The sequence below is a fragment of the Flavobacterium gilvum genome, assembly GCF_001761465.1.
Classification (GTDB): Bacteria; Bacteroidota; Bacteroidia; order Flavobacteriales; family Flavobacteriaceae; genus Flavobacterium; species Flavobacterium gilvum.
In genome coordinates, this window is the sequence record NZ_CP017479.1 from 1,252,623 (window position 1) to 1,276,498 (window position 23,876).

Sequence of the window (23,876 nt, forward strand, 5' to 3'; positions counted from 1 at the left end):
AAATGAACGATATATTAATTAAAAAAACAACAGCATTTTTTCAGGATAAATTTGGAAATGCTCCTGAAAAAGTAGTGCTTTCTCCAGGGAGAATTAACATTATTGGAGAACATATTGATTATAACGACGGGTATGTTTTGCCAGCCGCAATCGATAAGATTATTTGTTTTGCTTTTGCAAAAAATAATACGAATACTTCAAAAGTAGTTGCTCTTGACCTTAATGAAGAGTTTGAAATTGACGTTACTGCCGAGGTGAAATTAGATGAGGTTGATTGGACAAATTATATCCGAGGCGTAATCAATCAGTTGAAAATTAACGGTTTTAAATTTGAAGGCGTAAACTGTGTTTTCAGCAGTAATATTCCGGTAGGTTCTGGATTGTCTTCTTCTGCAGCTTTGGAATGTGGGTTTTTATTTGGTTTGAACGATATATTCAATTTGAATATTAAACCAATCGATATCGCTTTATTGGGACAAAAATCCGAACATTGGGTTGGAATCAAATGCGGAATTATGGATCAGTTTTCCAGTGTGATGGGATTGGAGGATAAAGTAATCAGAATTGATTGCAAATCTCTTGAATACGAATACCACACCGCCGATTTTAATGATTATTCGTTGATTTTGTTTGATTCGAATGTAAAACACTCGTTGATGACATCGGCTTATAATGAAAGAAGACAGCAATGTGAAGAAGGAATTGCAATTGCAAAAGCAAATTTCCCGGAAATAAAAAGCTTCAGAGATTGTACCGAACAAACAATTATTGATTTGAAAGATAAAATGAGTCATGATGTTTTTAGACGTTCTCTTTTTGTGGTAAAAGAAATCAATCGTGTTATTCAGGCTTGTGAAGCATTAGACAATGGAAATATAGAATTACTTGGAGAGTTAATGTTTGCAACTCACGATGGATTGTCTAAAGATTATGAAGTAAGCTGCGAAGAGTTGGATTTATTGGTTGATTTGGCCAAAAAAGAAACTGCGGTTATTGGTTCAAGATTGATGGGAGGCGGTTTTGGCGGCTGTACTATTAACTTAGTTAAAAAAGGACAAGAGCAACAAATCAAAGATAAATTTTCAAAATTATACAGAGAGGCTTTTGATATTGAATTGAAAATTTACGATGTAAAAATTGGAAACGGTACATCATTATATAAATAAGAAAGAAGATGAGAAATTTTGATATAAACGAAGATCCACACAGACGTTTTAATCCGCTAATCAACGAATGGGTTTTGGTGTCACCACACAGAGCAAAAAGACCTTGGCAAGGACAAAACGAAAAAATCCATACCGATGGACTTCCGGAATATGATCCAACCTGTTATTTATGCCCGGGGAATGTTCGCGCCAATGGAGAAAACAACCCAAAATATGAGTCAAGTTTTGTTTTTGAAAACGACTTTGCAGCTGTAAAACAAGAAGCAATTGCATTTGAAGAAGAAACAAAACCTACTTTCTTTAAGGCAAAACCAGAACGCGGAATCGCCAGAGTGGTTTGTTTCTCGCCGAGACATGATTTGACTTTGCCAGAAATGGATCTTGCAGGAATTGAGAATATTATCAGAACCTGGCAAAAAGAATACACAGATTTAGGAAACGTTGATTACATCAACCACGTTCAGATATTCGAGAATAAAGGAAGCGTGATGGGTTGCAGCAATCCGCATCCACACGGGCAAATTTGGGCGCAATCGTCTTTGCCAACGCAAGTCGAAAAAACGCAAAACAGCCTGAAAGCTTACTTCGAGAAAAATAACAGTAATCTTTTGCTGGATTATTTGAAAGCTGAGTTGGAAGCCAAAGAGCGTATCGTAATAGAGAATGATCATTTTGTGGCTTTGGTTCCGTTTTGGGCTATTTGGCCGTTTGAAACAATGATCATCAGCAAAAGACATATCACCAAAATAACAGAGTTTACCAATGAAGAAGTTTCGGCGTATGCCTTAATTTTAAAGGCATTAACGATAAAATACGATAATCTTTTTGAAACTTCTTTCCCGTATTCTTCTGGAATCCACCAAGCTCCGACCGACGGCGAAGCACATCCAGAATGGCAATTCCACATGCATTTTTATCCACCGTTATTGCGTTCGGCTTCTGTGAAGAAATTCATGGTTGGTTACGAAATGATGGGTGAGGCGCAAAGAGATATTACTCCTGAAAAAAGTGCCGCAGTTTTGAAAGCATTACCGGAAGTTCATTATAAAAATAAATAGTGATGAGTAAAATAGTTGTTACAGGTGGTTTGGGTTTCATAGGATCTCATACCGTAGTGGAGTTGCAAAGTCAAGGTTTTGAAGTAGTCGTAATAGATAATCTGTCCAATTCTTCGATTGAAGTTTTGGATGGAATTGAAAGTATTTCTGGAAAAAAACCAATTTTTTCCGCAATCGATTTAAGAGAGAAAGCAGCTGTTCAGGAGTTTTTTAAGGAACATAATGATGTTGCTGGAGTAATTCATTTTGCCGCTTCCAAAGCAGTTGGCGAAAGCGTGCATAATCCTTTGCTTTATTACGAAAATAACCTTGGAGCTTTGGTTTATATTTTGCAGGAATTAGAGAAAAAGGAAGATGCACATTTCATTTTCAGTTCTTCTTGTACGGTTTACGGTCAGGCCGAAGTGATGCCAATTGCCGAAACAACACCAATTCAACCAGCTTTGTCTCCTTATGGAAATACAAAACAAATAGGTGAGGAAATCATTTCAGATGTTGTGAAAGTAAGCAACATTAACGCCATATTGCTTCGTTATTTCAATCCTATCGGTTCGCACCCGTCTGCCGAAATTGGTGAGTTGCCAATTGGAGTACCTCAAAATCTGGTTCCGTTTATTACCCAAACCGGAATGGGCTTGCGTGCCGAATTGTCGGTTTATGGAAATGATTACCCAACGGTTGACGGAACGTGTGTTCGCGATTATATACACGTAGTCGATTTAGCGAAAGCTCATGTCATCGCTTTACAACGATTATTAGGTAAAAAGAATATTGAACCTTTGGAGATTTTTAATTTGGGTACAGGCAAAGGAAGTTCGGTATTGGAAGTGATTACTGCTTTTGAAAAAGTAAGCGGTCAAAAATTGCCATATAAGATTGTGGGAAGAAGAGAAGGCGACGTGACCGAGGCTTACGCCAATACCGATAAGGCTAATACTGTTTTGGGTTGGAAAACGGTTTCGACACTGGAAGAAGCCATGGCTAGTGCTTGGAAATGGGAACAAAAAATTCGGACAAGTACTGAATTTAGCGCCAAAAAAGTATAATTAAGCAGGATAATCGTACTGTTTTTTGTTTTTTGAAACTAAACTTTAAAATAAATGTAAAATACACATTTATAAGTATTGGAAATAAATATTTTTATTTTACATTTGGCTTCAATAATTCGTAATAAAAGAACAGAATTAAAACAGATATGATATTTTAGGATTGAGTGTATTGTTAAAATGCAAATTTTTTCGAAAAATAAGCAGATTTTAACGTATAAAACAGTAGATTGCAAAACATAAAAATCAACCAACCAACCATATTATTAATTTAAAAATAAAACTATTAACTCATGAGCCAGAACCTAGTTTTTGCGGATTACGCAGTATTTATTATTTATTTTGTCATCGTATCTACCTATGGATACATGATTTATCGCAAGCGTGAAAAAAACGAGCACGATGCCAAAGCTTATTTCCTTGCCGAAGGGACACTTACTTGGTGGGCTATTGGAGCTTCTTTGATTGCTTCAAATATATCGGCTGAGCAATTTATCGGAATGAGTGGTGAAGGATTCTTTTTGGGAGTTGCCGTTGCTGCTTACGAGTGGCTTGCTGCCGTTGCTTTGATTATTATTGCGATTTGGTTTATCCCTGTTTATTTGAAAAACAAAATTTATACCATGCCTCAATTCTTGAAAACGAGGTATAACGAATCAACAGCATTGATTATGGCTGTTTTCTGGTTGTTTTTGTACGTTTTCGTAAACTTGACTTCTATTTTATATTTGGGAGCTGTTGCTATTAACGGATTGGCAGGAGGTGAATACCTACACGCCATCATGATTGGTCTTGCGCTTTTTGCCCTATTAATTTCATTAGGAGGTATGAAGGTAGTTGCTTATACTGACGTAATTCAGGTAGCGGTTTTGATCATTGGAGGATTAGTTACTTCTTATATTGCTTTGACTAAAGTTGCTGAATATTTGCCAGATTCTGGTCAAGGTGCTATTGCTGGTTTCAAAGAATTGATGCATCAGGCACCAGAGCATTTCAAAATGATTTTCCCAAAACCTACAGCTGCTTCTTCTCAATTGGAAGTAGATAAATATCTTACTATCCCAGGTGTATTGGCATATGCTGCAGGTATGTGGATTGTAAATCTTAATTACTGGGGTTGTAACCAGTACATCACTCAAAGAGCTTTGGGAGCTGATTTGCAAACTGCACGTACGGGTATTTTATTTGCTGGATTCTTGAAATTATTAATGCCTCTTATCGTAATGTTGCCAGGTATCGCTGCTTTTGTTTTATATAAAAATGGTCACTTGCCACAACTAGTTGGAGGAAAAGACGGAGCGTATTCTGCAATGTTGACATTCTTGCCAACTGGTCTTAAAGGATTGTCTGTAGCTGCTTTGACTGCCGCGATAGTTGCTTCTTTGGCTGGTAAAGTAAACAGTATTTCTACTATCTATACATTGGACGTACACAAAAAATACATTCAAAAAGATGCTACTGACAGATCACAAGTAAGCATCGGAAAATACGCTGTTGTTGGAGCTATGATTCTTGCTATTATGTTTACTTGGAATGATTTGCTAGGAATTGGTGGAGTAGGAGGTTTCACTTATATCCAAAAATATACAGGATTTATCAGTCCAGGGGTATTCGCGATGTTCATTCTAGGAATGTTCTGGAAAAGAACAACTGGAGCAGCGGCTATCGTTGGGGTAATTGCAGGTTTCTTATTGTCTGTTTTGTTCAATGAATTTGCACCATCATTATTTGGAAACGATACTATACTGTACACTGCTTATATGAATGCAAAAGGAATATATGAAATTCCGTTCCTTATCTGTATGGGGTTATCGTTTATGTTTACAATGATTTTGATGATTTTAGTGAGTTTGGCTGGACCAAAAGTGAATCCAAAAGCATTCGAATTGGATACTGAAATGTTCAAAATAAAACCACAAACAACGATTATGATCGTAATAACATTATTGGTTATTACTGCTTTGTATGTGAAATTCTGGTAAAAAAAATACAAGTTATATAAAAAGTGTGAAACTGAATTCGTTCGGTTTCACACTTTTTTTTATTCCAAAATTTGGTATGATGCAGATTGCTTGATTGGCCACGGACGTGCTTCGCCTGTTCGCTATCGCTCGGGTCACTGATTGAACGGATTTTTTAGTTTACCAATGAGATGTTTTTTACCGCAAGGTTCACAAAGAATTACGCAAAGGGCACAAAGCTTTGCGAACTTAGCGTAATTCTTTGTGAACCTTGCGGTTAAACTCTTAAACTTTCTTTATAACATAAGTAACCATTCCCCAAATGATAAGTTGGTTTTCTTCAGTGACTTTTATGGGTTGGTAACTCGGATTTTCGGGCATTAGATACAAACAGTCTTTTTCGACCTGAATGCGTTTTACGGTAAATTCGCCATCGATGGAGCAAATTGCGATTCGGTTATTTTGCGGTTCGAGGCTTCGATCTACAACCAAAACATCTTTGTCGTTGATGCCCGCATCAATCATCGAGTTGCCGTTGACTTTAATATAAAAAGTGGCCAAAGGATTTTCGCTTAATTCCTTGTTCAGATCAATGGTGGTTTCCAGAAAATCGTTGGCAGGCGAGGGAAATCCTGCCGAAACTCCATCGCCGATGTACGGAATTTGAAGGTCGCTTTGCAAGTCGGGGCGAAAAAAAGTGAGTTTTTGTTCTTTTTTTACAGACATTGTATCTTGAGTATATCTTTGAAATTTGTGGTATATCTTGGCGAAAGATGATTTTGGTTCATATTCCAGGTCAGGCTTAAATTTTGACTTGCCAATTTTATTTTGGTATCACCAATTTTGTGGTTCAGTCGATCCATTACTTTCATCAAAGCCAAGTGTTTTGGATTTTCTTCTTCAAATAATTGAAACTGTTTTCGGTTTTCATCGATTAATTCGGTCACAATAACACCTGCTTTTTTGAACTTGATTCCTTCGTTGCCTTTGTGTAATTTTTTTAGCATTTCAACAGCCACATTGCAAATGGTCAAAGTTGAATTGCTGGAATAAGGCAGTGTCATCGCCATATTAAAATAGTACTGAGACGTTTTAACCGAATGTTTATCTACTGTTAGCATCACAATGATGGTGTGGCAGCAGGAGTGTTGTTTGCGCAGTTTTTCGGCACAAACGGCGGCAAAAGTAGTTATGCGCTCTCGAAGCAAATCAAAATCGGCTATTTGTTTGGGAAAACTTCGGGTGATGGAGATGCTCTTTTTTTGTTCAGTAATAGGTTCTAGATCTAAAACTGATTTTCCTTCCAATTCATATTTTAGGCGAAGGCCGACAATACCCATTTCTTTTTTAATCCAGGCTTCGTGCTGTGGTTGTATAAAGTCGAATGCGGTATTGATTTTGCGGAGTTTTACTTTTTTGATTGTGCGGTAACCAATGCCCCAAACGTCTTCGATTTTGGTCCATTTCAGGGCTTTGATGCGTTTTTCTTCGCTGTCTATTACATAAACACCTTTTGTTCTATCCTGGAATTTTTTGGCAATTTTATTGGCGACTTTAGACAATGCTTTGGTTTCGGCAAAGCCAATGCATGTAGGAATGCCTACCCATTTTTGGACACGTTTTTTCATTTGCAGACCATAATCATGATAATCCGAAATGTTTTGGCCGTCAAAATTCAAAAAAGCTTCATCTATGCTGTAAATTTCCAAGTTGGGGGTAAACTGGCCCAAAATAGCCATCACACGGTTGCTTAAATCACCATAAAGCGGATAATTGGAAGAGAATATCTGAATGTTTTTTTCTTTGATTAATTCCTTAATCTGAAATGCAGGAGCTCCCATTGGCACTCCAGCAGCCTTAGCTTCGTTGCTTCTAGAAATCACGCAGCCATCGTTGTTGGATAATATCGCAACAGGTTTTTCGTTGAGTTTCGGTTGAAAAACACGTTCGCAGGAAGCATAAAAATTATTGCAATCGACTAAAGCATACATGATGTAAAATTACATAATAGCGGAATATGCTTTTGGATTAGGTAGGTTAATTTTTGGTGCTGTTGATAAATCGTTTGGGTTTGGTTAAACTAAAAAATTAAGATTGCTGATTTTAGATTAACGATTTTTGATTTAAGAAGTCAAAGACCTTGTAAAACGGAGAATCTACTATTTGTCTACACCAAATCTGAAATCGACAATCGTTAATCTAAAATCTCTTAACTTACTGGTATTAATCGCTAGAGCATGAAATTTGTGCTTTATTTTGCTAACAATTAGTTGCCTATAATTTGATCCATTACCCAGTTGGTATGGGCAGCTGTGAATCCGTTTGAAGGGTGTTTTTGTTTCCCTAAAAGATCATCCCTCATTTGTCCAACATGATACAATTGTATGTTTTCGGGCTGTTCTATGATGTGTTTTGATTCCCCGTCAGCGGTTTTCAGAATCAAGGGGTCATTTTCAAAAATAGAGAAAGTGATTTTGCCTTTACTTCCGTAAATTTCTACTACATCTTCTCTTTCAAAAGAACCAAAATTCCAACTTCCGCTACCGGTAACACCAGATTCGTGAAGCCAGCTGGCTACCGCGGCATCTTTCGAAGAATACAAACCTTGCTGATTGAGGCTAATGCCCGAAACTTCTTTTATTGGGCCAAGATAATGAACGAACAAATCCAAACCGTGACTGGCCAAATCATCAAAATAGCCTCCTTTTGCAATTTTTGCGTCAGTTCTCCAGTTGTATTCACCAGAACGATCTAGGTTGTTTGCAGCTTTGCTTAAATGCCATCTGATGTGTCTTACTTCGCCTATGGTTTTTGAATCGATCCATTTTTTTACTTGATCAAATTTTGGAAGGCTTCGTCTGTAGTAAGCAACAAATAAAGGAATTTCTTTTGCTTGAAAAGCTTCAGCAATTGCCAATGCTTCCTGATAATTCGGAGCCAAAGGTTTTTCGATGCAGCAGGGTTTTCCGGCCTCGGCAACTTTTAGCCCATAAAACTTATGGAAATCGGGAGGAGTGGCGATATATACGGCATCAACTTCTGGATCGTTAATCAGTTCGTCAGCGTTTGTGTAATATTTGTTTATACCGTGTCTTTTGGCATAATCAGCGGCTTTTTCTGCATCTCTGCGCATCACTGCCGATATAGTAAATCCTTCAGTTTTTTGGTAGGCGGGACCGCTTTTCACTTCTGTAACATTGCCACAGCCAATGATGCCCCAACGGATAGTTTTGGTTTCTTTGTTCATTTTTTAATTATTTACAACTATCTATTGTACAACTATTGGTTTCTGAAGAGACATCCGTTTTTATGGAAGTAATAAATTCTCCTTCTTCCCAAGTTTGTTCAAGTGCTTTCAAAAATGTTTCAGCAGGTTGTGCTCCAGATATTGCATATTTATTGTCAAAGACAAAGAAGGGAACTCCAGTTACACCAAGAGCTTGAGCTTCTTGTTGGTCCTGTCTTACTTCGTTTAGGTAGTTGTCAGAACTAATCAGTTGATTGACTTCTTCCAGGGGTAAACCAACTATTTGGGCTATTTCCTGTAATGTTTTCCAATCATTCACATTCAGACCATCGGTTAAATAGGCTTTGAACAATAATTCTTTTACCTCGTCGGATAGTTGGTGTTTTTTGGCTAAATGCAATAATCGATGGGCGTTTTGTGAATTAGCCAAAATGGCTTTTTCAAAATGAAAATCCAAGCCCGAATTTTTCGCATTTACAGTCATGTTATCAATCATGGATTGAGCCCAATCAGTGTCTCTTCTGTATTTTTCGGCCAAATGATCTACAATATTTTCGTTGGGAGTTGCAACAAAATTAGGATCCAATTGAAAACTTTTCCATTCGATTACGACTGATTCTTTGTTTTCAAAATGGGAGAGTGCTTCTTCTATTTTTCTTTTTCCAATATAGCAAAACGGACACATTACATCTGACCAGATTTGTACTTTTAATTGATTTTTCATCTTTGTTTTGTTAAGCGATGCCAAATAATTTCTAGTACAAAAGTATGAAATTCAAATTTTAGGATTTTGAATTTTGGATTTAATTGTGAAGTGATTCGCTGTCTAAGTCAGTTTCGGGGTTTTTATGTTCAAATTCGTAGTTGTACTGTTTCAAATATGGTTTGTTTCCTCTCTTTACTTTTGGTGAAGCAGGAATAACTTTTGGTTTTTCTTCAGCCGTAATTAATCTATTGGAAAGATAATTCGACAAATATTTTTTAAGTAATTGAATTTTATCTGTTTCTAAAGAATAAATAGTTTTCTTCCCAACATTTTTTACATTCAAAAGATTGGCTTTTTTTAATTCGGATAGATGTTTGGAAATAGTAGATTGTGCCAATGGAATTAAAGCGACAATTTCGCCACAGGTTCTATTGTTTTTATTCCATAACAGCGTCATTATTTGCATACGGGTTGGATGCCCGAGTGCTTTGCAAATTTCTGCAATTGCATTTGTTTGCTCATCGAAATTTATGTGCTTTGAAGTTCCCATAAATTGCAATTTTAATAATATCGTAATTTAACGATTATATTTGATAATTAGCATGTTGGGGCTACAATTTTTTATTTCAATGGTTTTTTTGGATAGTTGTTTACTTTTTGTTTTTATTTTTCATTTAACTTGTCTGGATTTTTTAAAGCCTTTTTTTCTTCAGAGGCCAATCTTCTTTCAATTTTATTAATATCTTCTTCTGGGGATAAATTTTCAGGGACGATACCGCGCGATAGTAATGTGCTTCGAACAGATTTATTATTAGTAATATGTTCTTTAGAAATTTGATTTTCAGTTTTCATTTTATGCTGTTTTGCATTGAAAATTGTTATTTCAGTCGCAAAATCTTTTGCTTTTAATAAAATAGTAGGCATATGATCAGCTAAGGGTTTTGCAGCGGCTAGTCCCCATTTTACTTTCATTTGTTGTGTTGTTTTATTAAACAAGGCTGTGTCTCCTTTGCTTCTAATTAAGGCAAAGTTTTGATTGCCTCCCGTTTGTTCAAAAATCACCTGAGAAAGTTCTTTTTCAGTTGCTTTGAGTTTATTTCTGGCTTGAACACGTTCATATTCCAATATTTTTTGTTCTATTAATTCTGCTTTTCTTGTTTGAATTGCAAAATAACGCTGTGCAAAAGCAATCGTTTCCTTTCTCGGATCGCCATTTTGTGCGATTAGATAGCACGCATATCTCGTAAGCATGATATCTTGTATTTCTTTTTCAGCACCTTTAGGCATTTGTATCGTTTTCCCGACGTCGGCAAAATGATCTTCAATGTTCTCTCCAGAGATTTCACATGCCGTTTTTGCTTTAGATATAACCCCTATAAAATTATCCCATTTGGTATATCCCAAAAGGTGTTGTAAATCTCTTGCTAACCAAAACTCTGTTCCATCCTCAGTTTGATTGGAATGTGATTCAAAGTTATTGGTTAAAGTATATATGATTTCGTTTTTCATGATAGCTGTTTTAAATTTTAGATTGCTTTCTTAAAGCTTTTTTATTTGCTCATCTACGCTAGTTGCAATGTTTTCCACTACAATAATTAATTCTATTAAATCTTATGTCACCGTTATATCCAAGGACACTATCCCTACATCTTCCCCACTCAACTCATACACCATTTTATCAATTTCTTTATCAGTTTTATCGATTTGAATCAAAGGGTTTTCGGAATAATGGCATTTGGTAACACTTTTTTAGAGAATATAAATATAAGTAATTACTGCGTATTTGTGAGATTTTGTTATCAACATTTGTTCTTTTTCATGAAACAAAAAAGCCGCTAACAATTTGTTAGCGGCCTTACTATATTTTATTTTGAACTTAATTTTATGCTAATAAATCCAAAACCAGTGAAGGGAATAATCCGATGATGATATTCAAGAGAATGGAAACAACCGCAACTGCATAAATCAGGAATGGTTTTCCAGTACGGGTTTCGTTTGGTTCTTTGGTGTACATTGCCAAAATCAATTTGAAGTAATAACCAACACTTACAATAGAGTTGATAACCGCAAATATAACCACTACTAAATAACCCGCCTGAATCGTTTGGCTGAACAAAACCAGTTTGGCAAAGAAACCTGCAAATATCGGGATACCTGCCATCGAAAGCAATGATCCTGTTAATATGGCTGCCAACAATGGATTTGTTTTTCCTAAGCCGTGAAAGTTTACGATGTCTTCGTTTTCTCGGTTCTTACATACATATAATATAACGCTGAATGCGGCAATACCAGATAATGCATAAGCCGAAGTGTAATACAATAAACTTCCGGCCGAAGTGGCTAAAGTCAATAACGCCATTAGCATAAATCCGGCATGCGAAATACCCGAAAATGCCAGCATACGTTTTACATTGACTTGTCTTAATGCCATGATATTACCAACAGTCATAGACAAAATCGAAATAACGACCACTACAAGTTGGAACGAGTAATTAATATCGGCATGCATACCTGATAATAATTTATAAAGTGTTGCAATTGCCACAACTTTTGCCAAAGTGCTCATCAAGGCAGTAGTCAAAGTTGGGGAACCTTCATAAACGTCTGGAGCCCAAAAATGGAATGGTACGGCAGCGATTTTAAATAGCATTCCGATAGTAACCAATGAAATACCGATTGGGAACCAAATAGGAAGTTCTGCAGATTGTGACATTTCACCAATTTCAACAATGTCGAATGATCCCATCGCGCCATAAATCATACAAATACCAAATAGTATAACTCCGGATGCAAATGAACCCATCAGGAAGTATTTCATACCGGCTTCGTTACTTTTTACATTTACCCTGTTGCTTGCAGCAAGTACATAAAGCGATATCGATAATATTTCTATTCCTAAAAAGAACATGGCCAGATTTCCAAAAGAAACCATGGCTACTGCCCCAGATAATAAGAAGATTTTAATAGCTATATAATCTGAAAGCTTGCTTTGGTGATTTTCGTAAAAACTATGTCCTAAAGCAATCAAAAACAAGGTTAATACGATAAATAGACTAGAAAAAGTAACCGAAAAGTTATTTACAACAATCATGTTGTTGTAGTAACTTTCAGGAGAATTAAATTCGGAAACGTTAAGTCCTAGAATGGCTAATAATCCAATAATTGATATTGGAATAATTGCTTTTCTAAAATCAAAGATTTCAAATATAAGGCTTAAAACACCTAATCCTATTATAGCTATTAATGTTGTCATTTTTTAATTTTTGATTTAGGATTTTAGCTTTTAGATTAACATTTTCAAATGTTGTCATCTTCAAACTTGCATCTACCTATTTTGTTTTTATTATATACTATACTTTTTATAATTGAAAGATTCGGTTTTTAAAAAGACTTTAGATCTTAAATCAAAAATCGTTAATCTTCATTCTAAAATCAAATTTCTATACTCTGTTTATCACCTTCAAAATACTTTCAAGACTTGGCGTTATCAAGTCATTGATTGGTTTCGGATACAATCCGAAGAAAAACAGAACCGCAATGATGATTACCAATGTCAAAGCTTCCGCAAAAGTGACATCAGCAAAAACTTTAGTATTTGTTTCTCCAAGCATCACATGTTGGAACATTTTCAACATATAATAAGCCCCCAAAATGATTGTTGTTCCTCCCAAAAGGGCAAACCATATATTTACTTGCGAAAGGCTGTATAACACCGTAAATTCACCGATAAAGTTAAAAGTCGTTGGTAAAGCCACAGAAGCCAACACCAAAATCATAAACATTGAAGTGAATTTTGGAGATTGATAACGAATTCCACCCATTTCTGAAATTAATCGTGTTTCGTATCTTCTGAAAATGATTTCGGCAGCGAAGAACAATCCAACTACTACAAAACCGTGAGCAATCATTTGTAAAACAGCTCCTCTAAAACCGTCAAGATTCAAAGCATAAGTTCCGGCGGCAATCAACCCAACGTGAGCAAGGGAAGAATAAGCCAATAATTTTTTCAGGTCTTTTTGTCTTAAAGCAACAATCGAACCGTAAATTACTCCGGCAATACCCACTCCTATGAATATCCACATGTATTCTTTGGCTGCTAAAGGCGCCAAAGGCAATTGCCAACGGATAAGGCTGTACAATCCCATTTTTAGCATGATACCAGATAAAAGCATGGTTCCAACGGTTGGCGCTTTTTGGTACACATTTGCTTGCCAGGTATGGAAAGGAATCAACGGAATCTTAATGGCATACGCCAAGAAGAAAGCCGTGAAAATCCATTTTTGTTCATTTATGGATAGATCCAATTTATATAAATCTTCAATCAGGAAGCTACCTGCTTTTTGGTACATATAAATAAACGCAACCAGCATGAATAAAGATCCTGCCAATGTATAGATAAAGAATTTAACGACTGCTTTTTTGCGTTCTTCGGCATCTCCGTTACCCCAAATCAAAGCGATAAAGTAAATCGGGATCAATGATAATTCCCAAAAGATGTAATATAAAAGGCCGTCACTTGCCAAGAAAGTTCCTGTCATTGCAAATGCCATAAACAATATAAGGGAATAAATTGCTTTGGAATTTTTGAATTCATTGCCAAAAGAAGATAAGATTATAACGGCAGTTAAGGCAACTGTCAGCAAAATCATTGCCAATGACAATCCATCGGCATGCAAAGCAAATGAAACTTTTGGCAACGTTATCCATTGGCTGCTGTAACTGATGTTTTCGCCTAAATTAAAATGATTTAATAAAACAATTGAGCAACCTGTAGCCGCTAACCCGAAAAATAAAGCCACTTTTGAAGCGAGTTTGTCACCAGCTAAATAAGTTGCAAATGCGCCAACTAAAAGGATGATTAATATTAGAGATACATTCATGGTATATAATTATTGAGCTAGAAATAAAAATGAAATAATGGCACACATGCCTAAAACAAAAGCAAATAGGTATAGTCCGACACTTCCATTCTGTAATTTTTTACCTTGGTAACTAAGTTCACTGGCAATTTTTCCAAATCCAAACACTACTGATGAAATTCCAGTTTCTACATAGTCTCTGAATAGTTTTGACAAACTGTTTATAGGAGCTACAAATAAGGAATCATATAATTCGTCAACATAGTATTTGTTGTACAATACTTTTGAAAATCCGGTTATTTCGGCATCTTCGCTTGGTACAGCGTTTTGTTTGATGTATTTAGAATAAGCAATTCCAATTCCGACTAATCCGCCAACTACAGCAATCGCCATTAGCATATATTCGGTAGTTCCCAATGCGTGTTCTTCTGTTCCCGCTTTCGCAAAAAGTGGAGCCAAATATTCGTTAAGCCAGCTATTTCCGGGTAAACTAATTAAACCTCCAACGGTTGCCAAAATTGCCAATACAATCAAAGGGAATGTTATTAAAGCCGGACTTTCGTGTAAATGGTGTTTTTGTTCCTCAGTTCCTCTAAAATCATTGAAGAAAGTCAGGAACATCAATCGGAACATATAAAAAGCAGTCATTATAGAAGCAACAGAGCCAACAACCCAAAGAGGAATGTTATGGTGGAAAGCGGTCATCAAAATTTCGTCTTTAGAAAAGAATCCCGAAAACAAAGGAACTCCGGAAATAGCTAATGATGAAATAAGCATTGTCCAGAAAGTGATAGGCATCGCTTTTTTCAAACCACCCATTTTACGCATATCCTGTTCGCCGTGCAAACCGTGTATTACAGATCCCGATCCCAAGAATAAACAAGCTTTGAAGAAAGCGTGAGTAATTACGTGAAATATGGCAACTTCATAAGCACCAAAACCTAATGCCAAAAACATTAACCCTAATTGGGAAACAGTAGAGTAGGCCAGTACTTTTTTGATGTCGTTTTGAACCAAACCAATAGTTGCGGCAACCAATGAAGTTACGCCTCCAATTACGGCAATAATAGTTTGTATATCGTGTGTTAAGTCGAATAAAAAATGCATTCTGGATACCATAAAGATACCAGCAGTAACCATCGTTGCAGCGTGTATCAATGCAGAAACAGGCGTAGGCCCAGCCATCGCATCAGGCAACCAAGTGTATAAAGGAATTTGTGCCGATTTACCACAAGCTCCTATAAACAGAGCCAAAGCGGCAATACTTAACCAAAGTGTATCAACATTGTGAGCGCCGGCGATAGCAGATTGTAATGTTGTAAAATCCAAAGTGGAGAATTGGCTACCTAGGATAAATATTCCAATCAGTAATCCTAAATCCCCGATACGGTTCATGATAAATGCTTTTTTGGCGGCATCATTGTAATCTTGGTTTTTGTACCAAAATCCAATTAGTAAGTAAGAACAAAGTCCAACTCCTTCCCAACCAATGAACATTACCAATAAGTTGTTTCCAACAACAAGGGTAATCATAAAAAAGATGAAAAGATTCAAATAAGCAAAGAAAGAATGCAGTTTTTCGTCATCATGCATATAGCTGATGGAGTACAAATGAATCAATGAACCAATCCCGGTTACAAACAATAACCACATAACAGATAATTGATCCAGCAAAAAGCCAAAACTCACATTGAAATTGCTGATTTGAATCCAATCAAACAATTGAATTGCTATGGCCTGTTTTGTTTGATTTATTTGAAGAAAAAAGGAAACGGTAACAATAAACGAAATCACCACAGAAAGCGTTCCGATAATTCCCGAAACCGATTTTCCTAAACTTTTTCCAAAGAAAACATTAATTAAAAATCCTAAAAAAGGAGTTAATAGTAAGACTAAAGCTAAGTTGGTATCCATTGCCATTTATCCTTTTAAGTTTTTTAAATTATCGATGCTGATAGATCCAATATTTCTAAATATCGAAACTAATATGGCGAGACCAACTGCAACTTCTGCCGCCGCTACTGCCATGGAGAAAAATACGAATACTTGCCCTTGTGCGTCTTGGTGATAAGTTGAGAAAGCCACAAACAATAAGTTAACGGCGTTCAGCATGATTTCAATAGACATAAACACAATGATTGCATTTCGTCTGTACAAAACACCAAAAATTCCAATACAAAAAAGGACTACACACAGGAAGATATAGTTCTCTATACCAATTTGAGTTAAAATATTGTTCATTATTTTCCTATTTTTTCTTTTTTAGACAACAGCACAGCTCCAATCATAGCCACCAAAAGCAGAATGGAAGCAAATTCAAAAGGAACCATATATTCATTCAACAATGCCTTTCCGAGCACTTTTATCGATTGATAATCCTCACCCGTATAATCGTATTCTACGATAGGTTTTGAGTCGATAAAGATTTTTATCAAAACCAAACAAACCAAACAAAAGGAAACAATCGCACCCAATCTCGTGAATCTTGGTTTGTGAACTTCATCCTCATGGTTCAGGTTCATCAACATGATGGTAAACAACAGTAATATCATAATTGCCCCAGAATAGACAATTATATGTACTATTGCCAAAAACTGTGCGTTTAACAATAGATAATGCCCTGCAATGGAGAAAAAACAAATTACCAAGTAAATGGCACTATGAATTGGATTTCTACTGAAAATAGTCAAAAATGCAGTAAGCAAAGTGATTGCAGACAATACGCAAAATAAAATAAGTACTGTTGACATTAGTTAGCGTTTTTAAGTTGAGTATTTTTCAAAGCCATTTCCATTGGCATAACCAGTTTGTCTTTCCCAAAAATGAAATCTTCTCTGTCATAACTGGAAGGAACCAATTCTTTGGAGATAGTCAAATAGATAGCATCTTTTGGACAGGCTTCTTCACAAAGTCCGCAAAAAATACATCTCAACATATTGATTTCATATATCTCAGCATATTTTTCTTCTCTGTACAAATGCTTTTCTTCAGGTTTACGCTCGGCGGCTTTCATTGTGATGGCTTCGGCCGGACAAGTCAAGGCGCAAAGACCACAGGCAGTACAGTTTTCTCTGCCTTGTTCGTCGCGTTTTAGCATATGGCGTCCACGATACACGGGGCTCATCTCACGAACTTGCTCAGGATATTGAATCGTCGCTTTCCTTTTGAATAAATGCTTCAGCGTGATGAACAAACCTTTTACAATCGCAATTAGATACATGCGCTCCAAAAAAGTCATCTCTTTATTTGAGACCACTTTCTTTCTTCCTGATAAGGATATAGTTTCTATTGACATTTTATATTTTTTATTTGTAGCTAATCCTGCTATCCGCTGTATCTTTTATTTTTTAAAGGAAAAAATAAAAGGATGCCGCTTCTATCAGGGCTAGTCCCGTTATCTATAGGTGTTCTGTTAAAATCCGAAAAAAGTAGCTATTTCAGTTCTTAAAATCACAACTCCGGTAATCATAATATTTACAATCGCAAGCGGAATCAAAATTTTCCATCCCAAATGCATTAATTGGTCATATCTAAATCTTGGTATCGTCCAACGAACCCACATGATAAAGAAGATAAAACCACATAATTTAATAAACAAAGCCATCATGCCTAGTACGTTGGCAACATTTACACCAAAGTGATCTAATACCCAACCCATTCCAGGATAATTGTAACCGCCAAAAAACAAAACAGCCAAAATTGTCGAGGAAATAAACATATTTGCATATTCGGCAAATAAATAGAATCCCATTTTCATGGAAGAATATTCAGTATGATAACCACCAATCAATTCCGATTCACATTCTGCTAAATCAAAAGGTGTTCTGTTCAACTCCGCAAAAGAACAAATAAGGAAAATCAAAAAGGTTAATGGCTGATAAAATACATTCCAATGCCATTCTGATTGTTGTTTTGAAATTTCTGCTAGGCTCAAAGTTCCTGTCATCATAATCAAAGCAATTATGGACAATCCCATTGCAACTTCATAAGAAACCATTTGCGAAGCGGCTCTAATAGCACTCATTAATGAAAACTTATTATTGGAAGCCCATCCACCAATCATGATGCCGTAAACTCCAAGAGAAACTACTCCGAAAATATACAATATGGCAATGTTTACGTCTGTAGCCTGCAATAAAATATCTCTTCCAAATAAATGTAAACGGTCTCCCCAAGGTATAACTGCACTCGTCATCAACGCTGTTCCCATTGCGATTCCGGGTCCTACAAAGAATAAAAATTTATTGGGTGTATTAGGTTCAAATTCTTCTTTTGAAAACAGTTTCAAACCATCGGCAAGAGGTTGGAACAAACCTAATGGTCCAGCTCTGTTTGGCCCGATACGGTCTTGTAGCCAAGCGGCCACTTTACGTTCTGCCCATGTGGAATACATAGCCATAACCATGGTAAGAGCAAAAACTGCTATAATAACAACACTTTTTTCTATAACAAATGTACTTTCCATTTTTTACGATTTTTGGTTGTTAGTGTCCAATGGAATTGAAGCCATACTTATTTTTTTTCTGTCTTGATCTCTACCAAAAAGTATATTTTTTTCAGTGTCAATTTCTACTTTTTCGATTGGGCGAGTATAGTTATTTTGATTAATAACCGAATCTTTTTCAAATTCGCGTGGCCCTTCGATTACCCAATCAGAAACTTCTTTTTTGTCAAAACGACAAGTGTTGCAAATGAATTCTTCTACTTCATGGAATTCATCTTTACGACCTGTAACACGTTGGATTTCATTTCCAAACATCCAAACGGTTGTTTTTCCGCAACATTTATCGCAATCTCTATGCGCGTTGAATGGTTTGTTGAACCAAACTCTTGACTTGAATCTAAAGGTTTTGTCAGTCAAAGCTCCTACCGGACACACATCGATCATATTTCCTGAAAATTCATTGTCAATCGCTTTAGAAATACAAGTCGAAATGTTAGCATGGTCACCACGATCCAATACTCCGTGAACTCTGTTGTCTGTCAATTGATCTGCGACTTGCACACATCTTTGACATAAAATACAACGATTCATGTGTAATTGAATGTTCGGACCGATATCTTCTGGTTCAAAAGTTCTCTTTTCTTCGATAAAGCGGGATGCTGATTTTCCGTGCTCAAAACTCAGATTTTGCAAATCACATTCCCCTGCTTGATCGCATATAGGGCAATCCAATGGGTGATTGATTAATAGAAATTCGGTAACTGATTTTCTAGCTTCCTGAACTCTTGGAGATGCTTTACTGGCGATTTCCATTCCGTCCTGACAACCTGTTACACACGATGCCATCAATTTTGGCATTGGTCTTGGGTCTGCGTCACTTCCTTTGGTTACATCAACCAAACAACAACGGCATTTCCCACCGCTCCCTTTTAATTTTGAATAATAGCACATCGCTGGCGGAACAACGTCTCCACCAATCATGCGCGCAGCTTGCAGAATCGTTGTTCCTGCTTCTACTTCAATTTCTTGACCGTCTATGGTTACTTTCATTATCCTTTGTTTTTTTAGTTTCAGGTTTAAAGTTTCAGGTATTATAACTTGAAACTAAAAAGACTTGAAACTTGAAACTATTTATACTTCTTGTTTTGCCACTAGGTGCTTCACTTTTTCAAATGGTTCGGCAACAAAATGGTCTCTGTTTTTTATTTTTTCTGGGAAACGAATATGATATTCAAATTCATCTCTAAAGTGACGAATTGCCGCTGCCACTGGCCAAGCTGCTGCATCACCAAGAGGACAGATAGTGTTTCCTTCTATTTTGCTTTGAATACTTAATAGTAATTCGATGTCTTCTTCGCGTCCGTGACCGTTTTCGATACGGTGCAATACTTTTTCCATCCAGCCTGTACCTTCGCGACAAGGAGTACATTGTCCGCAACTTTCGTGGTGGTAAAAACGGGAGAAATTCCAAGTATTTCGAACGATGCAAGAAGTATCATTATATACGATAAATCCTCCTGAACCCAACATAGATCCGGTTGCAAAACCACCGTCACTCAATGATTCGTATGTCATCAAACGGTCTTCGCCTGCAGCGGTTTTATAGATTAAATGTGCCGGCAAAACAGGAACAGAACTTCCTCCGGGCACAAAAGCTTTCAATGGACGATCAGAGCTCATTCCACCAAGGTATTCATCAGAGTTCATGAATTCGTAGACGCTTAATCCTAATTCAATTTCATAAACTCCAGGATTTTTGATGTGTCCCGAAGCAGATATTAATTTGGTTCCTGTAGATCTTCCGATACCGATTTTCGCATAATCAGCCCCAGAATTGTTTACAATCCATGGCACGGCAGCGATAGTTTCTACGTTATTTACTACGGTTGGATTTGCCCACAATCCCGAAACAGCTGGGAATGGTGGTTTGATACGAGGATTTCCTCTTTTTCCTTCCAATGATTCAATCAAAGCAGTTTCCTCACCACAGATGTAAGCTCCGGCACCACAGTGAACGTATAATTCTAAATCAAATCCAGAACCTAATATATTTTTTCCTAACCAGCCGGCAGCTTTTGCTTCGGCGATGGCTCTTTCCAATATTTTGAATACCCACATATATTCCCCACGGATGTAGATGTAGGAACGGTTTGCACCCAATGCATAACTGGAAGTAATCATTCCTTCGATCAATAAATGAGGAATAAATTCCATCAAATAACGGTCTTTGAAAGTTCCCGGTTCAGACTCATCGGCGTTGCAAACCAAATGACGTGGTTTTCCTGATTTTTTGTCGATAAAACTCCATTTCATTCCAGCAGGGAAACCAGCACCACCACGACCACGTAACCCAGAAGTTTTCACTTCTTCAACTACTTCGTCAGGAGTTAATGTTTTCAGTGCTTTTTCTACAGAAGCATAACCGCCGTTTGCACGATATACTTCGTAGGTTTTAATCCCTGGAATATTGATTTTGTCTAATAATATTTTTTGTGACATCTTATTTATCGTGTAATATTATTTTATTGTCTTTGCAATCGGCAATTAGTTGGTCGATTTTTTCCTTGTTCAAATGCTCTTTGTAAAAATCACCCAATTGCATCATAGGAGCGTAACCACAAGCTCCCAAACATTCTACACCCCTTACTTCAAAAAGACCGTCTGCTGTAGGTTCTCCTACTTGTACGCCCAATTTTTCGCAGGTATAATCCATCAAATCTTCAACACCGTTCAAGCAACAAGGTGAAGTTTGACAAAATTCAAGCATGTATTTACCAACGGGTCTTCTGTTGTACATCGTGTAAAACGAAACCACTTCATAAACCTCAATTGGTTTTATTTGCAAAATTTCGGCAACTTTATCTTGTAATTCAATGCTTAACCAATTGTCGTGAGCATCTTGGACTTCGTGCAATACGGGAAGTAAAGCCGATTTTCTTTTGTCTTCTGGATAATGACTGATTAACTCATTGATGCGGGACATCAATTCCTCAGTCATATTTATTTCTTGTTTGTAATGTGTGTGTACCATAATTTATGCGTCTAATTCTCCAGCAATAACATTTAAACTTGATAAAATAACAATGGCATCAGATAACATTTGCCCTTTAATCATGTCTGGATAAGCTTGATAATAAATGAAACAAGGTCTTCTGAAATGCAATCTGTATGGGGTTCTGCTTCCGTCAGTAACTAAATAAAAACCGAGTTCACCATTAGCTCCTTCTACAGGATGGTAAACTTCGGCAACTGGAACAGGAACTTCACCCATCACAATTTTGAAATGGTATATCAAGGATTCCATATCGGTATAAACATTTTCTTTTGGAGGAAGATAGTATTCAGGAACATCAGCATGGTATTCATTTCCTTCCGGCATTTTGGCTAATGCCTGACGGATAATGCTTAAACTTTCCCAGACTTCGGCATTACGAACACAAAAGCGGTCGTAAGTGTCTCCTGATTTCCCTACAGGAACAATGAAATCAAAGTCTTCATAAGAACTGTAAGGCTGTGCTACACGCACATCGTAGTCAATTCCGGCAGCACGTAAATTAGGTCCAGTAAGGCCATAGGCCATAGCTTTTTCAGCAGTTATGGATCCAACATTAACTGTTCTGTCTATGAATATTCTATTTCTGGTGAATAAGTTTTCGAATTCTTGCCAAACTGCAGGAAAATCTTCAAGAAAGGCATCAAGTTTTTTGAAAGCAGTTTCAGACCAATCTCTTTCAAAACCGCCAATTCTTCCCATATTAGTCGTTAGACGTGCACCACAAATTTCTTCGTATATTTCGTAGATTCTTTCTCTAAATTGCATAACATACAGAAATCCAGTATAGGCACCTGTATCAACTCCTAAAATTGAATTACAAATTAAGTGGTCAGAAATACGGGCAAGTTCCATTACAATTACACGTAAATATTCGACTCTTTTAGGAAGTTTTATATCAAGAAGTTTTTCTAATGTCATCCACCATCCCATATTATTGATTGGCGAAGAACAGTAGTTCATCCTGTCTGTAAGTGGAGTAATTTGATAGAAAGGACGATTTTCGGCAATTTTTTCAAAAGCCCTGTGGATGTATCCAACGGTTGGTTCTGCATCCAGAATTTTTTCACCGTCCATCAATAGGATATTTTGGAAAATACCGTGCGTTGCGGGGTGTGTAGGACCTAAATTCAGAATGGAAAGCTCGCTTCCGTCTTCATTGTGTTTCTCCTGAATTATTTTAGCATAGCGATGCTCCGGTGGTAATAATAGTTCTGACATTTATCTAATGTGAAAAATTATATATATTTTTTTTAGCAATTTGATGGCGTTCTTCCAAAATACCTGTCGTCTTTGTCGGTTCTTCCGCTGTCTTCCAAAGGGAATTCCTTGCGCATTGGGAAAGAAGTCATTTCATCCATATTCAAAATACGTTTCAACTGTGGATGCCCGATGAAATTGATTCCGAAAAAATCATAGGTTTCCCTTTCCATCCAATTGGCACATAAAAAGATGTTGGTGACGGTTTTTATTTCAGGATTTAATCCGTTAAGGAAGGATTTAATCCTGATGCGTTTATTGTCGTACCAATTATGTAAATGATAAACAACTGCAAATTGTCTGTTTTCTTCATTGTCTGGATAATGTATACCACACAAATCGGTCAAAAAGTGAAACCGTAAAGTAGGTTCATTTTTTAAATAAAGAATAACAGCTGTAATAATATCCGATTCTACTTCAAATGTAAAAATGTCTTTATCCTGATTGAATCCTAAAACTTTTGAACCAAAAGTTTCATATACTTTTTGTTGAATTTCTGTTGTTTCTAACGCCATTTTACTTATTGAATATTATAAGATGCCAATAATTCTTGGTACTCTGGTGAACTTCTTCTTCTTACAGATTCGCTTTTTACTAACTCTTGTAATCTCATGACACCATCCACAATTTGTTCGGGACGAGGAGGGCAGCCAGGAACGTAAACGTCTACCGGAATTACCTTGTCAATCCCTTGTAATACTGAGTAAGTGTCAAAAATTCCACCTGAAGTTGCACAAGCACCAACAGCAATCACCCAACGAGGTTCTGCCATCTGTTCGTAAACCTGACGCAAAATTGGTGCCATTTTTTTTGAAATGGTTCCCATTACCAATAACATATCAGCCTGACGAGGTGAAAAACTTACTCTTTCAGAGCCAAAACGGGCCAAATCATAATGCGAAGCCATTGTAGCCATAAATTCGATTCCGCAACAAGAAGTTGCAAAAGGTAATGGCCAAAGAGAATTGGCACGTGCTAATCCCACTACATCATTTAGTTTTGTGGCAAAAAAACCTTCACCAACAACACCTTCTGGAGGGGCTACCATATTTATTTTTGAATCGCTCATTTTGTTTT

At 36.7% G+C, this 23,876-nt stretch carries 23 protein-coding genes; 4 read left to right on the top strand and 19 right to left on the bottom strand.

The features are described from left to right. The first annotated feature begins 2 nt into the window (after positions 1–2). The 4 genes from galK to EM308_RS05300 all read left to right on the top strand — a co-directional run bounded on the left by galK (position 3) and on the right by EM308_RS05300 (position 5,252). Positions 3–1,166 carry a galactokinase gene (gene galK, locus EM308_RS05285; RefSeq protein ID WP_035640300.1) on the top strand — a complete coding sequence of 388 codons (1,164 nt, stop codon included), beginning with the start codon at positions 3–5 and terminating at the stop codon, positions 1,164–1,166. 8 nt (positions 1,167–1,174) lie between these two features. Then, complete coding sequence (locus EM308_RS05290) at positions 1,175–2,224, top strand: UDP-glucose--hexose-1-phosphate uridylyltransferase (RefSeq protein ID WP_035640303.1); 1,050 nt, start codon at positions 1,175–1,177, stop codon at positions 2,222–2,224. Positions 2,225–2,226: 2 nt separating this feature from the next. Next, a complete protein-coding gene (gene galE / locus EM308_RS05295; protein WP_035640306.1) occupies positions 2,227–3,270 on the top strand; it encodes a UDP-glucose 4-epimerase GalE in 1,044 nt (347 codons plus the stop codon). Between the two features lie 293 nt (positions 3,271–3,563). Next, positions 3,564–5,252, top strand: coding sequence for a sodium/sugar symporter (locus EM308_RS05300; protein WP_035640309.1), 1,689 nt, complete (start codon positions 3,564–3,566; stop codon positions 5,250–5,252). Positions 5,253–5,516: 264 nt separating this feature from the next. Here the strand turns inward: EM308_RS05300 and EM308_RS05305 are convergent, their stop codons facing one another. The 19 genes from EM308_RS05305 to EM308_RS05395 form a co-directional block, all read right to left on the bottom strand. Further along, complete coding sequence (locus EM308_RS05305; RefSeq protein WP_035640312.1) at positions 5,517–5,957, bottom strand: LexA family protein; 441 nt, start codon at positions 5,955–5,957, stop codon at positions 5,517–5,519. After that, positions 5,948–7,222: a Y-family DNA polymerase gene (locus tag EM308_RS05310; RefSeq protein ID WP_035640314.1), complete on the bottom strand. Its 1,275-nt coding sequence runs from the start codon at positions 7,220–7,222 to the stop codon at positions 5,948–5,950. Before EM308_RS05310 ends, EM308_RS05305 begins: the two co-directional genes overlap by 10 nt. Positions 7,223–7,497: 275 nt before the next feature. After that, the gene (locus EM308_RS05315) at positions 7,498–8,478 is read right to left on the bottom strand and encodes a Gfo/Idh/MocA family protein (protein ID WP_035640316.1); all 981 of its coding nucleotides are present in this window, start codon (positions 8,476–8,478) and stop codon (positions 7,498–7,500) included. Between the two features lie 7 nt (positions 8,479–8,485). Then, positions 8,486–9,202, bottom strand: a complete 717-nt coding sequence (locus EM308_RS05320) for a DsbA family oxidoreductase (RefSeq protein ID WP_035640319.1) — start codon at positions 9,200–9,202, stop codon at positions 8,486–8,488. 79 nt (positions 9,203–9,281) lie between these two features. Then, positions 9,282–9,734 (bottom strand): ArsR/SmtB family transcription factor, encoded by a 453-nt coding sequence (locus EM308_RS05325; RefSeq protein WP_051877900.1) that lies wholly within the window; start codon positions 9,732–9,734, stop codon positions 9,282–9,284. 113 nt (positions 9,735–9,847) lie between these two features. Beyond that, complete coding sequence (gene dinD / locus EM308_RS05330; RefSeq protein WP_035640322.1) at positions 9,848–10,693, bottom strand: DNA damage-inducible protein D; 846 nt, start codon at positions 10,691–10,693, stop codon at positions 9,848–9,850. A 373-nt stretch (positions 10,694–11,066) separates the two neighbouring features. Further along, complete coding sequence (locus EM308_RS05335; protein WP_035640325.1) at positions 11,067–12,437, bottom strand: NADH-quinone oxidoreductase subunit N; 1,371 nt, start codon at positions 12,435–12,437, stop codon at positions 11,067–11,069. Between the two features lie 187 nt (positions 12,438–12,624). After that, on the bottom strand, positions 12,625–14,064 hold the full coding sequence (locus EM308_RS05340; protein ID WP_035634081.1) for a complex I subunit 4 family protein: 1,440 nt from the start codon (positions 14,062–14,064) through the stop codon (positions 12,625–12,627). A 9-nt stretch (positions 14,065–14,073) separates the two neighbouring features. Beyond that, entirely contained in the window at positions 14,074–15,957 is a 1,884-nt protein-coding gene (gene nuoL, locus EM308_RS05345) for an NADH-quinone oxidoreductase subunit L (protein WP_035634411.1), read from the bottom strand. A 6-nt stretch (positions 15,958–15,963) separates the two neighbouring features. After that, the gene (gene nuoK / locus EM308_RS05350; RefSeq protein ID WP_035634085.1) at positions 15,964–16,284 is read right to left on the bottom strand and encodes an NADH-quinone oxidoreductase subunit NuoK; all 321 of its coding nucleotides are present in this window, start codon (positions 16,282–16,284) and stop codon (positions 15,964–15,966) included. Beyond that, positions 16,284–16,793, bottom strand: a complete 510-nt coding sequence (locus EM308_RS05355; protein ID WP_035634087.1) for an NADH-quinone oxidoreductase subunit J family protein — start codon at positions 16,791–16,793, stop codon at positions 16,284–16,286. Before EM308_RS05355 ends, nuoK begins: the two co-directional genes overlap by 1 nt. Further along, positions 16,793–17,338: a NuoI/complex I 23 kDa subunit family protein gene (locus EM308_RS05360; protein ID WP_035634090.1), complete on the bottom strand. Its 546-nt coding sequence runs from the start codon at positions 17,336–17,338 to the stop codon at positions 16,793–16,795. The genes EM308_RS05355 and EM308_RS05360 overlap by 1 nt, the downstream gene beginning before the upstream one ends. A gap of 117 nt (positions 17,339–17,455) precedes the next feature. Next, the gene (gene nuoH, locus EM308_RS05365) at positions 17,456–18,508 is read right to left on the bottom strand and encodes an NADH-quinone oxidoreductase subunit NuoH (protein WP_035634093.1); all 1,053 of its coding nucleotides are present in this window, start codon (positions 18,506–18,508) and stop codon (positions 17,456–17,458) included. A 3-nt stretch (positions 18,509–18,511) separates the two neighbouring features. Then, positions 18,512–19,537 carry a 2Fe-2S iron-sulfur cluster-binding protein gene (locus tag EM308_RS05370; RefSeq protein WP_035634096.1) on the bottom strand — a complete coding sequence of 342 codons (1,026 nt, stop codon included), beginning with the start codon at positions 19,535–19,537 and terminating at the stop codon, positions 18,512–18,514. Positions 19,538–19,618: 81 nt separating this feature from the next. Further along, positions 19,619–20,986, bottom strand: coding sequence for an NADH-quinone oxidoreductase subunit NuoF (gene nuoF, locus EM308_RS05375; protein WP_035634099.1), 1,368 nt, complete (start codon positions 20,984–20,986; stop codon positions 19,619–19,621). 1 nt (position 20,987) lies between these two features. Next, the gene (locus EM308_RS05380; RefSeq protein WP_035634102.1) at positions 20,988–21,518 is read right to left on the bottom strand and encodes a complex I 24 kDa subunit family protein; all 531 of its coding nucleotides are present in this window, start codon (positions 21,516–21,518) and stop codon (positions 20,988–20,990) included. 3 nt (positions 21,519–21,521) lie between these two features. Continuing rightward, the gene (locus EM308_RS05385) at positions 21,522–22,760 is read right to left on the bottom strand and encodes an NADH-quinone oxidoreductase subunit D (protein ID WP_035634105.1); all 1,239 of its coding nucleotides are present in this window, start codon (positions 22,758–22,760) and stop codon (positions 21,522–21,524) included. A 32-nt stretch (positions 22,761–22,792) separates the two neighbouring features. Continuing rightward, a complete protein-coding gene (locus EM308_RS05390; protein ID WP_035634108.1) occupies positions 22,793–23,314 on the bottom strand; it encodes an NADH-quinone oxidoreductase subunit C in 522 nt (173 codons plus the stop codon). 5 nt (positions 23,315–23,319) lie between these two features. After that, positions 23,320–23,868, bottom strand: coding sequence for an NADH-quinone oxidoreductase subunit B (locus EM308_RS05395; protein WP_035634112.1), 549 nt, complete (start codon positions 23,866–23,868; stop codon positions 23,320–23,322). Positions 23,869–23,876 lie beyond the last annotated feature (8 nt).

Bases quoted from the DNA above. Each gene is read 5' to 3' on its own strand.
- galK (WP_035640300.1), top strand. From the start codon at position 3: ATGAACGATATATTAATTAAAAAAACAACAGCATTTTTTCAGGATAAA.
- EM308_RS05290 (WP_035640303.1), top strand. From the start codon at position 1,175: ATGAGAAATTTTGATATAAACGAAGATCCACACAGACGTTTTAATCCG.
- galE (WP_035640306.1), top strand. From the start codon at position 2,227: ATGAGTAAAATAGTTGTTACAGGTGGTTTGGGTTTCATAGGATCTCAT.
- EM308_RS05300 (WP_035640309.1), top strand. From the start codon at position 3,564: ATGAGCCAGAACCTAGTTTTTGCGGATTACGCAGTATTTATTATTTAT.
- EM308_RS05305 (WP_035640312.1), bottom strand. From the start codon at position 5,957: ATGTCTGTAAAAAAAGAACAAAAACTCACTTTTTTTCGCCCCGACTTG.
- EM308_RS05310 (WP_035640314.1), bottom strand. From the start codon at position 7,222: ATGTATGCTTTAGTCGATTGCAATAATTTTTATGCTTCCTGCGAACGT.
- EM308_RS05315 (WP_035640316.1), bottom strand. From the start codon at position 8,478: ATGAACAAAGAAACCAAAACTATCCGTTGGGGCATCATTGGCTGTGGC.
- EM308_RS05320 (WP_035640319.1), bottom strand. From the start codon at position 9,202: ATGAAAAATCAATTAAAAGTACAAATCTGGTCAGATGTAATGTGTCCG.
- EM308_RS05325 (WP_051877900.1), bottom strand. From the start codon at position 9,734: ATGGGAACTTCAAAGCACATAAATTTCGATGAGCAAACAAATGCAATT.
- dinD (WP_035640322.1), bottom strand. From the start codon at position 10,693: ATGAAAAACGAAATCATATATACTTTAACCAATAACTTTGAATCACAT.
- EM308_RS05335 (WP_035640325.1), bottom strand. From the start codon at position 12,437: ATGACAACATTAATAGCTATAATAGGATTAGGTGTTTTAAGCCTTATA.
- EM308_RS05340 (WP_035634081.1), bottom strand. From the start codon at position 14,064: ATGAATGTATCTCTAATATTAATCATCCTTTTAGTTGGCGCATTTGCA.
- nuoL (WP_035634411.1), bottom strand. From the start codon at position 15,957: ATGGATACCAACTTAGCTTTAGTCTTACTATTAACTCCTTTTTTAGGA.
- nuoK (WP_035634085.1), bottom strand. From the start codon at position 16,284: ATGAACAATATTTTAACTCAAATTGGTATAGAGAACTATATCTTCCTG.
- EM308_RS05355 (WP_035634087.1), bottom strand. From the start codon at position 16,793: ATGTCAACAGTACTTATTTTATTTTGCGTATTGTCTGCAATCACTTTG.
- EM308_RS05360 (WP_035634090.1), bottom strand. From the start codon at position 17,338: ATGTCAATAGAAACTATATCCTTATCAGGAAGAAAGAAAGTGGTCTCA.
- nuoH (WP_035634093.1), bottom strand. From the start codon at position 18,508: ATGGAAAGTACATTTGTTATAGAAAAAAGTGTTGTTATTATAGCAGTT.
- EM308_RS05370 (WP_035634096.1), bottom strand. From the start codon at position 19,537: ATGAAAGTAACCATAGACGGTCAAGAAATTGAAGTAGAAGCAGGAACA.
- nuoF (WP_035634099.1), bottom strand. From the start codon at position 20,986: ATGTCACAAAAAATATTATTAGACAAAATCAATATTCCAGGGATTAAA.
- EM308_RS05380 (WP_035634102.1), bottom strand. From the start codon at position 21,518: ATGGTACACACACATTACAAACAAGAAATAAATATGACTGAGGAATTG.
- EM308_RS05385 (WP_035634105.1), bottom strand. From the start codon at position 22,760: ATGTCAGAACTATTATTACCACCGGAGCATCGCTATGCTAAAATAATT.
- EM308_RS05390 (WP_035634108.1), bottom strand. From the start codon at position 23,314: ATGGCGTTAGAAACAACAGAAATTCAACAAAAAGTATATGAAACTTTT.
- EM308_RS05395 (WP_035634112.1), bottom strand. From the start codon at position 23,868: ATGAGCGATTCAAAAATAAATATGGTAGCCCCTCCAGAAGGTGTTGTT.